Consider the following 13,255-nt stretch of genomic DNA (forward strand, 5'->3'; position numbering starts at 1 on the left):
GAAGCCGATCTGCGCGAGGGTGTGCATCATCGCGGGCCGGGTGAACGCCTCGGCCAGGAAGATCACGTCCGGGTCGGTCCGGTTGATCTCCCCGATGACGCGCTCCCAGAACACGACCGGCTTGGTGTGCGGGTTGTCCACCCGGAAGATCCGCACGCCGTACGACATCCAGTGCCGCAGCACCCGCAGCGTCTCCTTGACGATGCCGTTCATGTCGGCGTCGAAGGCGATCGGGTAGATGTCCTGGTACTTCTTCGGCGGGTTCTCGGCGTAGGCGATCGTCCCGTCCGGACGGTGATGGAACCACTCGGGATGCTTGTGCACCCACGGGTGGTCCGGCGAGCACTGGAGCGCGAAGTCGAGCGCGATCTCCAGGCCCTCCTCCCGGGCCCGCCCGACGAACCAGCCGAAGTCCTCCAGGGTGCCCAACTCCGGGTGCACGGCGTCGTGTCCGCCCTCCGGCGAACCGATCGCCCACGGCACACCGACGTCGTCCCGGTCGGGGGTCAGGCTGTTGTTGCGGCCCTTGCGGAAGGTCGTACCGATCGGATGGACGGGCGGAAGGTAGACGACGTCGAAGCCCATCGCGGCGATCGCCGGCAGCCGGCGCGCGGCCGTGCGGAACGTGCCGTGCGGACGCTCCGGCGTGCCCTCCGAGCGCGGGAAGAACTCGTACCAGGAGCCGTACAGCGCCCGCTCCCGCTCCACCAGCAGGGGCATGGCGGCACCGGCCGAGACGAACTCCCGGAAGGGATGACGAGTCAGGACCTCGTCCACCTCGGGCGCCAGCGCCGCCGCGTACCGCTCGGCCACCGGCAGCGAGTCGTCGAGCAGCCGCCGTGCCGCCTCCCGCACCACCGTCCGCGCCGGGCCGCGCGGCACGCGGGCCGCCGCCCGCTCGTAGAGGTGCCCGCCCTCCTCCAGGACCAGACCCGTGTCGATGTCGGCGGGAATCTTGATCGCCGCGTGCCGCCGCCACGTGGTGACCGGATCGCTCCAGGCCTCGACGGTGTACGTCCAGTGGCCCACCTCGTCGAGCGTCACCTCGGCACCCCAGCGGTCGGTGCCCGGCGCGAGTTCCCGCATCGGCGTCCACGGTCCACGGCGGCCGTCCGGGCTCTTGAGGACCACGTTCGCGCCGATGGCGTCATGGCCCTCGCGAAACACCGTCGCGGTGATCTCGAACGTCTCACCGCTCACGGACTTGGCCGGCCGACGGCCGCACTCCACGCGCGGATGGACGTCCCGCACCGGGATACGGCCGATCGCTCTGGTGGACCTCACGCTGCACCTCCGCAGTACTGAAAAAGGTTTCTGTCGCCCGCTGTTGGATGCCCCGGCCGCAGCGGCCGGGGCACTACCGTTCCGCCGCCATGCGCAGCGTCGGCCGGGTCGCCGCGATCCGTGCGACGCCGGTCCTGCGGGTCGCCCCGCCGCGCAGCAGCCGGGTGTCCGCGCCCGCGCGCAGGTACTGCTCGGCGGCGTCCGCGGCCTCCCGCGCGCAGCGCTTGCCCATCAGCACGCACAGGGTGTAGCCGCAGTCCTCGAAGGTGGCCCGCACCGCGCGGTCGCCCGGGCGCGCGAGCATCACGCGTTCCCAGGCGCGGTAACTGCGCAGACGTCTGGCGACTTCGGTCTTCGCTGGTAGCAGCATGGCGCTGTTCACCTTCCGGGAGTTCGAGAGGTACGTCGCCCCGCGGCGAGCGGGTCGGCCATGTAAGCAGAGGTGCGAAACCGTCAAACCTCCCGAGGCCTTCACTTATGGTGCACGGCCGACAACCCAACGTCCTGTTGGATCTTGATTGTGGTGTGCTCGTGTTGCACGAATGGCGTAGCAGCCCCACTGTGGTTGTGACTCAGGAGCGATCAACGCTCACGCTTCGTGTTCGGGGCTCGGCCCGTCGGGCCGGGAAGGAGCGGAGCCTCGCCGGTGAGGAGACGAACGAGATGAAGACCGCAGTGCCCTGCTACTACCACCTCGACGTGGACGTGAGCCCGGACCGGGTCGGACAGGTCAGGCGCATCCTGGCCGCACACCTGAAGTACTGGGACCTCGAAACGCTGGTCGAACCCGTGTGCGGTGGAACCGAGATGCTGCTCCGGGCCATCGACGAGCACGCCACGGACAAGCACATCTCCATCGAGCTGTGGTGGAACGGCCAGCACCTGATCACGGCAGTCGGCGGCGACGACCGGGACCTGCGCCCGGACCAGGACCTGCGCGGCTGCCTGGAGCGCATCGCCGCCATGAGCGACGGCTGGGGCTGCTGCGCCACCGACACCGGCAGCAAGGTCATCTGGTTCTCGCAGCGGGCCCGCGCCGGTGAACGCGTCCCGCTCGTGCCGACCCTCCCGGAAGGCGACCTGAGCGAGATGCTCCAGGTGCCGCGCGAACTGCCCGTCGCGGCCCTCGCCGCCACCGAACAGCCGCACGGCGTCCTGGAGGGCGCCCGGTGACCTCCCGGACGTACCGGAACGCAGGGGTGCCCGCCTGGAGCGGGCGCCCCTACCCGTTGGGCGCCGACTTCGACGGGAACGGCACCAACTTCGCCCTGTTCAGCGAGGTCGCGCACCGCGTCGACCTCATCCTCTTCGACGAGGACGGCAGCAGCCGCAGTGTGCCGCTGACCGAGGTCGACGGCTTCGTCTGGCACGTCTACCTGCCGGGCGTCGGCCCCGGCCGGCGCTACGGCTACCGGGTGCACGGCCCCTGGGACCCGGCCGCCGGCCACCGGTGCAACCCGGCCAAGCTGCTCCTCGACCCCTACGCGCGCGCCGTCGACGGGCAGATCGACAACCACGCCTCACTGTTCGAGCGGGCCGGGGACCGCCCCGACCCCGCGGACAGCGCCGGACACACTCTGCTCGGGGTGGTCACCGACCCGGCCTTCGACTGGGGCGACGACCGGCCGCCGCAGCGCTCCTACGCCGACACGGTGATCTACGAGGCCCATGTGCGGGGCATGACCCGCACCCACCCCGACGTCCCGCCGGAGCTGCGCGGTACCTACGCCGGCCTCGCCCACCCCGCGGTGACCGGGCACCTCACCTCACTGGGCGTGACCGCGATCGAACTGATGCCCGTCCACCAGTTCGTGCAGGACGGCGTCCTGACGGACCGGGGCCTGTCCAACTACTGGGGCTACAACACCATCGGCTTCTTCGCCCCGCACAACGCCTACGCCGCCCACGACACCCGCGGCCGGCAGGTCACCGAGTTCAAGACGATGGTGAAGGAACTGCACGCGGCCGGCCTCGAAGTGATCCTCGACGTCGTCTACAACCACACCGCCGAGGGCAACGAGAAGGGCCCCACCCTGTCCTTCCGCGGCATCGACAACTCCTCGTACTACCGCCTCGTCGACGGCGACTGGTCGCACTACTACGACACCACCGGCACCGGCAACAGCCTGCTGATGCGGCACCCCTACGTCCTTCAGCTGATCATGGACTCGCTGCGGTACTGGGTGACCGAGATGCACGTCGACGGCTTCCGCTTCGATCTCGCGGCCACCCTGGCCCGCCAGTTCCACGAGGTGTCCCGGCTGTCGGCGTTCTTCGACCTGATCCAGCAGGACCCGGTGATCAGCCGCGTGAAACTGATCGCCGAGCCGTGGGACGTCGGCGAGGGCGGCTACCAGGTGGGCAACTTCCCGCCCCTGTGGTCGGAGTGGAACGGCCGCTACCGCGACACCGTACGGGACTTCTGGCGGACCGAGCCGGGCTCGCTCGGCGAGTTCGCCTCCCGCCTGACCGGCTCCTCCGACCTGTACGCCCACAGCCGGCGCCGCCCTCGCGCCAGCGTCAACTTCGTCACCGCGCACGACGGGTTCACTTTGCGCGACCTGGTCTCCTACAACGACAAGCACAACGAGGCCAACGGCGAGGGCAACCGGGACGGTGAGAGCAGCAACCGGTCCTGGAACTGCGGGGCGGAGGGTGACACCGACGACCCGGCCGTGCTCGAACTCCGCGCCCGCCAGCAGCGCAACCTCCTCGCCACCCTGCTGTTGTCGCAGGGCATCCCGATGATCTGCCACGGCGACGAACTGGGCCGCACCCAGCGAGGCAACAACAACGCCTACTGCCAGGACAACAAGGTCTCCTGGATCGACTGGCGGCCGGGCCGGGAGCGGCGCGACCTCGTCGACTTCACCCGGCGGCTCATCGCGCTGCGCTCGGCCCATCCGGTGCTGCGGCGGCGCCGCTTCTTCCGCGGCGAGACCGTCACCCACGCCGGCCAGCCCCTTCCCGACCTGGTGTGGCTGCTGCCTGACGCCGGTGAGATGACCGACCGCGACTGGCAGCGCTCCGACGCGCACTGCGTGGGCGTGTTCCTCAACGGCGACGCCATCGCCGAACCCGATCCGCGCGGCCGGCCCGTCGTGGACGACTCGTTCCTGCTGCTGCTCAACAGCTACTGGGAGCCCGTCGTGTTCCGGCTGCCCGGCGCCGGGTACGGGGAGCGCTGGTCGGTCTGCGTCGACACGGTGGAGCCGGACGGCGGACCGGACGAGACGGAGTACAAGGCGGGCGCCGAGGTGACGGTGGAGGCCCGCAGCCTCGTCGTGCTCTCCCGTCCGCCCCGCCGCTCCGAGTAGCCGGGCTCAGCGGGCGGCCCGCGCGGTCACCGTGAACTGGGCGCCGTCGGGGTCCCGCAGTACGGCCTCGTCGGCGCCCTTGACCAGCACACTGCCGCCGTGCCGCTCGGCGTCCCGTGCGCAGGCCGCCACGTCCGGCACCGCGAAGTGGACCTGCCAGTGCGGCCGGATCGTCGGATCGGGGGCCGCCTCCAGGGCGCCCGACTCGATCCGGGCCACCACATCGCCCCGGCTGCGCAGCACGACCTCGCCGCCCTCGTAGCGCACCTCGCAGCAGCCCGGCCGGTCGCTCGCCCAGTCGAGGATCTCGCCGTAGAAGATGGCGGAGTCGAAGGCGTTGCGGGTGTGCAGCCGGATGAAGGCGGGGGCGGCCGTGCGCCAGGCCTCCCAGTTGCCGATCAGCTCGCCCTCCCAGACGCCGAAGGTCGCGCCGTCGCGGTCGGCCAGCAGCGCCGCCCGGCCGGGCGCCAGCGAGATCGGCCCGACGGCGACCGTGCCGCCCCGCTCCCGCGCCCGGGCGGCCGCCACGTCCGCACTGGGGACCGCGAAGTACGGCGTCCAGGCCACCGCCATCTGCCACACCGAGGCGACGGCGGCGATGCCGGCCACCGGGACGCCGTTGACCAGAGCCGTACGGAAGTGGTCGCCAAGGCTGCCCCGGCGCCACTCCCAGCCGAGGACGGCACCGTAGAACCTCTGGGTGGCCTCCATGTCCCGGCTGGTGAGGCTCACCCAGCAGGGGGCGCCGAACACGGAGTGGGTGGAGACGACCTCCTTCGCACCGGAGGCGGCGTAAGAGCGGTGATGGTTCATGGCACTCGCGTTCCTGGTTGATCGGCGGCCGGTGGCTCTGGCACCAGTGTCCTGCCGGACCCTGCCACGGCGCCTGCCGAGTGACCCGGTGGCACGATGGAGGTGTGCCACGAGTACCGCGGGAATCCCGCGACGAAACGGACCGGATCGCCGCACTCCAGCAGGAGGTCGGTCAGCTGCGGGAGGCCGTTGCCTCCCACGCTGTCGTGGACCAGGCGATCGGGGTGATCGTCGCCCTTGGCCGGATGACTCCGGACGGCGGATGGACGGTGCTCAGAGAGGTCTCCCAGCACACGAACATCAAACTGCGCAACGTCGCGGAGCTGATCGTCTTCTGGGGCCGCAGCGGGCGGATCCCCGAGGAGATCCGCGCGCAGATGGAGGACGCGGTGGACCGTCACGGCCCTCCGCGGATTCCCGGCGCGCCGCCGCTCGACCGACGGCCGACCGGGTGACGTGAGATGCGGGGTCCGGACCGGGGTCCGCGGTGCGCCGCGTCAGTGCGCTCCGGTGGCGATCTCCTCGCGCAGCCGCTCGAAGCAGCCGCTCAGCAGCCGTGAGACGTGCATCTGCGAGATGCCCAGCTGCTCGGCGATGCTGCTCTGTGTCATACCGCCGAAGAAGCGCAGGTACAGGATGGTCCGCTCACGTTCCGGCAGGGCCCGCAGGCACGGTGCGACGGCCACCCGGTCGACGACGGTGTCGTATCCGGGGTCCGGGGCGCCCAGGGCGTCCTCCAGCGCGTAGCCGTCGGTGCCGGGCATCTCGGCCTCCAGCGACAGTGCCGAGAAGCACTCCAGTGCCTCCATGCCGGTGCGGACCTCGTCCTCGGTCAGGTGCGCGTACTCCGCGATCTCGGCGAGGGTCGGGGCGCGTCCAGACGTGGTCTGGGAGAGGTCCTTCGCGGCGTGCCGTACCCGGTTGCGCAGGTCCTGGACCCGGCGCGGGACGTGCAGCGTCCACATGTGGTCGCGGAAGTGGCGCTTGATCTCGCCGGTGATCGTCGGCACCGCGTACGCCTCGAAGGCGCGGCCGCGCTCCGGGTCGTAGTGGTCGACGGCCTTCACCAGTCCGAGGGCCGCCACCTGGTAGAGGTCTTCGAGGGACTCGCCGCGCCCGCGGAAGCGGACGGCGATGCGTTCGGCCATGGGCAGCCAGAGCCGGACCAGTTCGTCGCGGAGCGCCTGGCGCTCGGGGCTGTCGGGGAGCTCGGCGAGCCGGGCGAAGGAATCGGCGGTGTCCGGGGCGTCGTCGTGGGGGTGCTGCTTCGTTCTGACGGTGGTACGCATCACGCGCGCCTCCCTCAGGCAGATGCCGGTGGATGGACGGACACCGTGGGAAGCGCGCTCGGACCCTGGCGGAGTACCCGGGGCCGGCCCGTTCGGCGGCTCCCACGGAGGTGCCTCCTGTCCGAAGCACTTTTGATCAGATTCCCGCTCTGTGGCGTTCTGAAACAGTTCATCCTTTTTGCGCTGTTCGTGGTGATTGCCTCCCTGTTCGGCCCTTGTTTCCCGCCCGCTTCCCGGCGGGCCGGACGCCTTGTGCCCCGGCTGCGGGACGGGTGGCGGTGGCGCGCGGACCGCGTCCGCGGACATCCGCCGATCTTTGCGGCGACGTGATGTGCGGCACGCCCGCCGGGCCGCCCGCGCGGCCCGGAACGGAATTCCTCCTGCGCACGGCTTGATCGCCGATCACAGGGGATGAATCCCCTGGCCACGGCGCATTCCGCTCATTTGACAGTCCGCTGAGCCCACGGATAGGAAGCAGCCGGTAGACGTCGAGAGGTGGACTGTGTACGAGCCGAACGTGGTCGGGGACTGGCACGAGTACGACGAGCATGCCGGTCTGCGTGTCCGCGTCCACCGTCTGGAGCAGGCCGAGCCGCCCCGGGGACGCGACGACGCCGCCGAAGGACTTACCTACTTCACCCTGCGGGTGACCGTCGAGAACCGTGGCGAGCAGAGCTTCGGGGTCCACCTGGAGGACGGGCAGATCGACGTGCGGATCGGGCCCGACGGGGAGAGCGCCTTCATCGACTGGCGCAACTCCCAGTTCATCGAGGGCTTCGACATCTACCCGCTGCGTCGCGCCACCGCCGTCCTGTACGCCGCCGGACCCGAGGCCTCGCTCGGACAGATCGACGTGCAGATCCAGTTGCGCGTCGACGAGGAGTGGGCCGGGCGGCGGATGTGGGTCGGTGGCGTCGGCCTTCAGGAGGGGCCCGCCGGGGCCCCCGCCGCGGTCCGCGACAGCCTGGCCCGTCAGGTGAGCAAGTTCCTGCGCGACCAGGCCGCCGAAGAGGGCACCGGCACTCCCTGACGCGCCGCCCGGCGCACCGCCCCGCTCAGTGCGCGATGCCGTCGATGATCTCGCGGGCGCCCTGACGCAGCAGCGCGACGGCCACCGACGTGCCGAGCGTGGCCGGGTCGAGGCGGCCCGCCCATTCGTGGGCGTTCAGCCGGGTCTTGCCGTCCGGGGTGAACACACAGGCCCGCAGCGAGAGTTCGCCGCCGCGGTCCACCTGGGCGAACCCGGCGATGGGGCTGTTGCAGTGGCCCTGCAGCACGTGCAGGAACATCCGCTCGGCGGTGGCCTCCCGATGGGTGGCCGGGTCACCGAGCCCTCTGACGGCGTCGATCAGCTCGTTGTCGCCCTCACGGCACTGGAGGGCGAGGATGCCCGCGCCGATCGGCGGCATCATCGTCTCCGGCGACAGGACCTCGCTGATCACGTCCGGCCGGCCGATGCGCTCCAGGCCCGACACCGCGAGCAGCAGCGCGTCCGCCTCACCCGCCGCGAGCTTCGCCAGCCGCCGGTTGGCGTTCCCGCGGAACGGCACGCACTTCAGGTACGGGTGGGTCGCGGCCAGCTGGGCGACCCGGCGCACCGAGGAGGTCCCGATCCGGGTGCCCGCCGGGAGTTCGTCGAGGGTCAGGCCGCCCGGGTGGACGAGGGCGTCGCGGATGTCGTCCCGCTTCAGGAAGGCCGCGAACACCGTGCCGGCCGGGAGGGGCCGGTCCGCCGGGACGTCCTTGACGCAGTGCACGGCCAGGTCGGCCTGGCCGGCCAGCAGCGCCGCGTCGACCTCCTTGGTGAACGCGCCCTTCCCCTCGACCTGGGAAAGGTCGCCCATCCACTTGTCACCGGTCGTCTTCACGGGGACGACCTCGGTGCGCACACCGGGATGCAGGGCGGCCAACTCGGCGCGCACGCGCTCCACCTGGGCGAGAGCCATGGGCGAGTCACGGGAGACGATGCGGATCAGTTCCGGAACGGACATGCGGGACACGATAGACCCTGTGGAGGGTCACCGTTGGACGGTCAGGGTGAAGCGCGTCTTGTCCTGTGCGCGGGCGCCGAGACGGTCGTGGAAGCGGGGAGTTCCTTCGCAAGATCCATACGGTCATCATCGGATGCCGGGGCCTGATCGCACCAGTGCGGACCGGCCCCGGTCACCGGGTCACGCGTACGCGTCGAAGGTGACGCCGGACGGCTTCGCCGAGTTGAGGTGGTTGCCGAAGCTCGCGTCCTTCAGCCCGAAATGGGCGCTGCCGAAGTTGTAGGCGCTCAACTTGTCGCGCACGCCCGCCGGGTAGCCGTTCCAGCCGACCAGCGGCGGGTACTGCCAGACGCCCTTGTGGTTCTCCGGCGGCTCGTCGCCGGCGCCGGCCAGCCGGAAGCAGTGCGTGCTGATGCCGTCCTTGTGGTAGACGACCTTCGCGTGCGTGCCGTCGAAGCGGACGCCGGAGGCGGCGGTGACGGTGAACGAGCCGTGGTTGGACGTCGAGACGTACTTCACCGCGTTGTCCCGCACCCACACCACGACGTGCTCCCAGTCGTGGCGGTGCCCGCCGATGCTGGTGCCCGCTATCGCCTGGTCCTTCTCGAAGTAGAGGCCGTACAGGTAGGCGCACCAGCCGTTGTTGCACTTGTAGCGGGAGTAGCTGTTGGTGTTGTCGAGGTCCGAGGCGTCCCGGCAGCTGCCGTTGAGGGCGCCGGTCGGGTTGAGGCCGCCGTTGACCGTCCCGTCGGGGCCGATCGCGGGGGTGGAGTAGCAGCCGTCCGTGTCGTAGTCGAACGCCGGCTGGTACGTGCGCTCGCCCGCTTCGGCGTTGGCCGCCAGGGCTGTGGGCGGGGCGGCGTACGCGACCGTGGGGACGGCGACGACGAGCGCGGCGGCACCGGCGAGTCCGGTGAGCCATCTCCTGCGGTGCTTCGTGAACGTGGGTGACGACACTGCGTCCTCCTCGGGACCGGGCGCAGCCGAACGGCTGTGGGGGAAAGGGGAGTTCAGCTTCCCCGATCTTCACCTCCGCGCCAAGGGGTCGCGGGCGTCCCGGTGGTGAAGCGCAGGCCAAATGAAGAAAGACCTGGCGCTCCGTCAGGAGTCGGCCGGGGCGGGGAGGTCGGCCGCCGACTCCTCGGGCGTCAGGTCGGTGCGCAGCCGCAGCCAGGACGGCTGGCGCAGCATCCCCGCCCGGGTACGGGTGCTGTAGCGGACCTCGCCGACCAGCCGGGGCCGGACCCAGCGGGCGCCCGGCGCCGCCGGTACCGAGTCGAAGGGGCACGCCTTCGTCGCGGCCTCCCGCAGCAGCGCGGCCAGTTCGGTGCGCTCGGCCTCGCTCCAGCCGGTGCCCACGCTGCCGACGTAGCGCAGGCCCCTCCCGGCGCGCTGGCCGACCAGGACCGCGCCCGGCAGACCGGTGAGCCGGCCCTTGCCGGGCAGCCAGCCGCCGACGACGACGTCCGCCGTACGCATGTTGCGGATCTTGATCCAGGCCCGGGACCGCACGCCGGGCTCGTACAGGGAGTCCAGCCGTTTGCAGACCAGCCCCTCCAGGCCGTGGGCGCGGGTGGCCTCCAGGGCCTCGCGGCCGTGCCCGACGAGCGCGCCCGGCGTCGACCAGGTGGGCCCCGCCAGGGCCAGCTCCTCCAGCCGGGACCGGCGCCGGGAGTACGGGACCCGCAGCAGGGAGTCCTCCGCCAGGTGCATCACGTCGAACAGCACCAGGTGGACGGGGGCGGTCGCCGCGAGCCGGGCGGCCTTCGCCGGCGCCTGGGCGAGGCCCATCCGGGACTGGAGCAGCTGGAAGTCGGCGCGGCCCTGTTCGTCCAGCGCGAGGATCTCCCCGTCGAGCACGGCGGGCCGGCTGCCGAGGGCGCCTCCCAGCGCGCGCAGTTCGGGGTAGGCCGCGGTGATGTCCTCGCCGGAGCGGGCGCGCAGCACGAGGGTGCCGTCACCGGGGAGATAGACCACCGCCCGCTGCCCGTCCTGCTTGGTCTCGTACGCCCAGCGCGCGTCCTGGGCGACGGGCGGCAGGGTGCCGGGGGTGGCCAGCATGGGGGCGATCAGCGGCAGGGTCACGGGTGACTTGTCGCCGGGTCCGCGCCGTGGCACGCCCGCGGCCGGCGGGGTTCGCCTGATCGGAGGCAGCGGCCCGCGGTGCTCAGAACGTGGTGCCCGGCGGCAGCGGCGGGGGCTGGACCAGGCCCGTCTGGTAGGCGACGACGACCAGTTGGGCGCGGTCGCGGGCGCCCAGTTTGGTCATGGCCCGGTGTACGTGGGTGCGCACGGTCAGCGGGCTCACGAACAGCTTCGCGGCGATCTCGTCGTTGGAGTGACCCTCGGCCACCCAGGCCATCACCTCGCGTTCACGCGCGGTGAGCCCGCAGAGGTCGTCGGGCGCGGCCAGCCGGGCTCCCTCGGCGGGGGAGGTGAGGAACCGGGTGATCAGGGCGCGGGTGGCGAGCGGTGACAGCAGGGACTCGCCGGAGGCCACGACGCGGATGCCGTCGAGGAGGACGTCGGCGGTGACGTCCTTGCCGAGGAAGCCGCTCGCACCGCGGCGCAGCGCGGCGGCGACGTACTCGTCGATCTCGAAGGTCGTCAGGATCAGCACGCGTGTGTCCGACAGGTCCGGGTCGGCGCAGACGGCGGAGGTCGCGGCGAGACCGTCGGTGCCGGGCATGCGGATGTCCATCAGGACGACGTCCGGCCGGTGCCGGCGGGTCAGCTCGACCGCCTCGGCGCCGTCGGTGGCCTCGCCGACGACCTCCATGTCGTCGCAGGAGTCGATGAGGATCCGGAAGGTGGCCCGCAGCAGGGCCTGGTCGTCGGCGAGCAGTACGCGGATGGTCATGACGTCCGTTCTCGGGGTGGGCGGGCCGGTCCCATGGTGACGGACGGGCGGTGGGCGGCCCCTCGCGTCCGGTCCGGTGCCCCGGCCGGGGCACCGGCGCCATACGGCCGTGGCACGCGGGCCTCTTTCCGGCGGAGTGCGCGGGAACCGCTCCAGTGTCGGGGACGCCCGGCCACCGCGTCGTCGTGCGGTTGCCGCACATCCGCCGTACTCGCCCGGCAGTACGGTGCGCCGCACCCGTCCGTCGTGAGGGGGACTCCGGGGCTCCGGCCGGGTCACCACACGCAGGGCAGGTCCACCTCGACGAAGGGTCCCCGACCCCGACGACGGCCGGGCCCAGCGGATCCAGCTCACCGCCGCCGGCCGCGAGGCGATCGACCGGATCCGTGACGCGGGCGCCCGCGGTATGCAGCTGGCCCTCGCCGAGTGGTCACCGGAGGAGCTGCGCCGGCTCTCCGCCCTCTTCCACCGCATGGTCGACGACTTCCTCACCCACGCCATCGACGACGACAGCGAGCAGTCGACCGGAGAACGGACCGGCGGCGCCGCCTGACCACGGCCGGGCTCGACGGCTGTGACCGAGCGAGGCCGGGCTCGACGGCTGCCGTGACCGAGCGAGGGCCGGGCCCGACCGCTGCCATAACCGACGAGGCCGGGCTCAACCGCTGTCGTCACCGAGTGATGCCGGGCTCGACCGCTGCAGTGACCGAGCGACGCCGGCCCGGCTCGTCCAGCCGCCGGGACCCCGCCCGCGGAGCGTTTCCTACTCTCCCGTAATATCGCGCGCCAGGCCGTCAGAGGAGAGAGCCGTGCCCCGGTCCCACCGTTCACCTTTGTTGCTCGCGGGCCTCCTGGCCTCCGCGGGCATCGCCCACTTCGCCGCGCCACGCACCTTCGACGCGATCGTGCCGCGCGCCCTGCCGGGCTCCCCGCGCAACTGGACGTACGCGAGCGGAGCCGTGGAGCTGGCCCTGGCCGCCGGACTCGCCCTTCCCGCCACCCGCAGGCGGACCGCCCTGGCGACGGCCGCGTTCTTCGTCGGCGTCTTTCCCGCCAACGTCAAGATGGCCGTGGACTGGCGCCACCGCCCCGCCCCGCTCAAGGCCGCCGCCGTCGGCCGGCTGCCCCTGCAGGTGCCCCTCGTGATGTGGGCCCGCAATGTCGCACACAACGCGCGCAAGACGGAGGCAGCCTCGTGAGCAAGGCACCCGAGACCGGTGACCTGGTCGAAGACTTCGCACTGCCGGACGAGAGGGGGACGGTCCGCAGCCTCACCGAGCTGCTCGCCGAAGGACCCGTCGTCCTCTTCTTCTACCCCGCCGCCCTCACCCCCGGCTGCACCGCGGAGGCCTGCCACTTCCGCGACCTGGCCGCCGAGTTCGCCGCCGTCGGCGCGCGTCCCGTCGGCATCAGCGGCGACACCGTCGACCGGCAGCAGGAATTCGCCGGCCGGCACACGCTCGGCATGCCCCTGCTGTCCGACGCAGACGGCAGCGTGCGGGAACGTTTCGGCGTGAAGCGCGGCTTCTCCCTGGCCCCCACCAGGCGCGTCATCTTCGTCATCGGCCAGGACCGCACCGTCCTGGCGGCCGTGCGCAGCGAGCTGCGCATGAACACCCACGCCGACCGCGCCCTGGAGGTGCTGCGCGCCCACAGCTCCTGAGAACCGGTGGCCCCGGCCCGCCGCGGTTGATGCGGCGG

Annotated in this window: 14 protein-coding genes and 1 pseudogene; 7 read left to right on the forward strand and 8 right to left on the reverse strand. The window is 71.9% G+C overall.

The window, feature by feature from the left end; genetic code table 11:
- Together P1P75_RS14505 and P1P75_RS14510 are read right to left on the reverse strand one after the other, a co-directional pair.
- Positions 1-1,284: maltotransferase domain-containing protein (locus tag P1P75_RS14505; RefSeq protein WP_319255293.1), on the reverse strand; the 1,284-nt coding region annotated here is incomplete at its 3' end.
- Positions 1,285-1,357: 73 nt separating this feature from the next.
- A complete protein-coding gene (locus P1P75_RS14510; protein WP_319255295.1) occupies positions 1,358-1,654 on the reverse strand; it encodes a DUF5133 domain-containing protein in 297 nt (98 codons plus the stop codon).
- Positions 1,655-1,947: 293 nt separating this feature from the next.
- On the opposite strand from P1P75_RS14510, the gene P1P75_RS14515 reads away from it, so the two are divergent.
- Both P1P75_RS14515 and glgX read left to right on the forward strand, forming a co-directional pair.
- The gene (locus tag P1P75_RS14515) at positions 1,948-2,457 is read left to right on the forward strand and encodes a pep a2 (protein WP_319255297.1); all 510 of its coding nucleotides are present in this window, start codon (positions 1,948-1,950) and stop codon (positions 2,455-2,457) included.
- A complete protein-coding gene (glgX, locus tag P1P75_RS14520) occupies positions 2,454-4,601 on the forward strand; it encodes a glycogen debranching protein GlgX (protein ID WP_319255299.1) in 2,148 nt (715 codons plus the stop codon). Before P1P75_RS14515 ends, glgX begins: the two co-directional genes overlap by 4 nt.
- A 6-nt stretch (positions 4,602-4,607) precedes the next feature.
- On the opposite strand, the gene P1P75_RS14525 is transcribed toward glgX, so the two are convergent.
- Positions 4,608-5,414, reverse strand: coding sequence for a VOC family protein (locus P1P75_RS14525; RefSeq protein WP_319255301.1), 807 nt, complete (start codon positions 5,412-5,414; stop codon positions 4,608-4,610).
- A gap of 104 nt (positions 5,415-5,518) precedes the next feature.
- Here P1P75_RS14525 and P1P75_RS14530 point away from each other — a divergent pair, with 104 nt between their 5' ends.
- Positions 5,519-5,869 (forward strand): ANTAR domain-containing protein, encoded by a 351-nt coding sequence (locus P1P75_RS14530; RefSeq protein WP_319255303.1) that lies wholly within the window; start codon positions 5,519-5,521, stop codon positions 5,867-5,869.
- A 42-nt stretch (positions 5,870-5,911) separates the two neighbouring features.
- On the opposite strand, the gene P1P75_RS14535 is transcribed toward P1P75_RS14530, so the two are convergent.
- A complete protein-coding gene (locus P1P75_RS14535) occupies positions 5,912-6,703 on the reverse strand; it encodes an RNA polymerase sigma factor SigF (RefSeq protein ID WP_319255305.1) in 792 nt (263 codons plus the stop codon).
- Positions 6,704-7,205: 502 nt separating this feature from the next.
- On the opposite strand from P1P75_RS14535, the gene P1P75_RS14540 reads away from it, so the two are divergent.
- A complete protein-coding gene (locus P1P75_RS14540) occupies positions 7,206-7,733 on the forward strand; it encodes a hypothetical protein (RefSeq protein WP_319255307.1) in 528 nt (175 codons plus the stop codon).
- A gap of 25 nt (positions 7,734-7,758) precedes the next feature.
- On the opposite strand, the gene hemC is transcribed toward P1P75_RS14540, so the two are convergent.
- The 4 genes from hemC to P1P75_RS14560 all read right to left on the reverse strand — a co-directional run bounded on the left by hemC (position 7,759) and on the right by P1P75_RS14560 (position 11,554).
- Positions 7,759-8,694: a hydroxymethylbilane synthase gene (gene hemC, locus P1P75_RS14545; protein WP_319255309.1), complete on the reverse strand. Its 936-nt coding sequence runs from the start codon at positions 8,692-8,694 to the stop codon at positions 7,759-7,761.
- A 180-nt stretch (positions 8,695-8,874) separates the two neighbouring features.
- Positions 8,875-9,651 (reverse strand): NPP1 family protein, encoded by a 777-nt coding sequence (locus P1P75_RS14550; RefSeq protein ID WP_319255311.1) that lies wholly within the window; start codon positions 9,649-9,651, stop codon positions 8,875-8,877.
- A 144-nt stretch (positions 9,652-9,795) separates the two neighbouring features.
- Complete coding sequence (gene ligD, locus P1P75_RS14555; protein ID WP_319255312.1) at positions 9,796-10,779, reverse strand: non-homologous end-joining DNA ligase; 984 nt, start codon at positions 10,777-10,779, stop codon at positions 9,796-9,798.
- Between the two features lie 82 nt (positions 10,780-10,861).
- Positions 10,862-11,554, reverse strand: a complete 693-nt coding sequence (locus P1P75_RS14560) for a response regulator transcription factor (protein WP_319255313.1) — start codon at positions 11,552-11,554, stop codon at positions 10,862-10,864.
- 307 nt (positions 11,555-11,861) lie between these two features.
- Between P1P75_RS14560 and P1P75_RS14565 the strand changes: the two are divergent.
- The 3 genes and pseudogenes from P1P75_RS14565 to P1P75_RS14575 form a co-directional block, all read left to right on the forward strand.
- Positions 11,862-12,107 (forward strand): annotated as a pseudogene (locus P1P75_RS14565) (MarR family winged helix-turn-helix transcriptional regulator); the annotation flags it as partial.
- Between the two features lie 256 nt (positions 12,108-12,363).
- Positions 12,364-12,753 (forward strand): hypothetical protein, encoded by a 390-nt coding sequence (locus P1P75_RS14570; RefSeq protein ID WP_319255315.1) that lies wholly within the window; start codon positions 12,364-12,366, stop codon positions 12,751-12,753.
- A complete protein-coding gene (locus P1P75_RS14575; RefSeq protein ID WP_319255317.1) occupies positions 12,750-13,217 on the forward strand; it encodes a peroxiredoxin in 468 nt (155 codons plus the stop codon). The genes P1P75_RS14570 and P1P75_RS14575 overlap by 4 nt, the downstream gene beginning before the upstream one ends.
- The last annotated feature ends 38 nt before the right edge of the window (positions 13,218-13,255 follow it).

The sequence above is a fragment of the Streptomyces sp. ID05-39B genome (genome assembly GCF_033794725.1).
Classification (GTDB): domain Bacteria; phylum Actinomycetota; class Actinomycetes; order Streptomycetales; family Streptomycetaceae; genus Streptomyces; species Streptomyces bobili.

What these genes read in the sequence shown, in the direction of transcription:
- P1P75_RS14535 (WP_319255305.1), bottom strand. Translation starts at nt 6,703, where the DNA reads ATGCGTACCACCGTCAGAACGAAGCAGCACCCCCACGACGACGCCCCG.
- P1P75_RS14560 (WP_319255313.1), bottom strand. Translation starts at nt 11,554, where the DNA reads ATGACCATCCGCGTACTGCTCGCCGACGACCAGGCCCTGCTGCGGGCC.
- hemC (WP_319255309.1), bottom strand. Translation starts at nt 8,694, where the DNA reads ATGTCCGTTCCGGAACTGATCCGCATCGTCTCCCGTGACTCGCCCATG.
- P1P75_RS14515 (WP_319255297.1), top strand. Translation starts at nt 1,948, where the DNA reads ATGAAGACCGCAGTGCCCTGCTACTACCACCTCGACGTGGACGTGAGC.
- P1P75_RS14525 (WP_319255301.1), bottom strand. Translation starts at nt 5,414, where the DNA reads ATGAACCATCACCGCTCTTACGCCGCCTCCGGTGCGAAGGAGGTCGTC.
- P1P75_RS14510 (WP_319255295.1), bottom strand. Translation starts at nt 1,654, where the DNA reads ATGCTGCTACCAGCGAAGACCGAAGTCGCCAGACGTCTGCGCAGTTAC.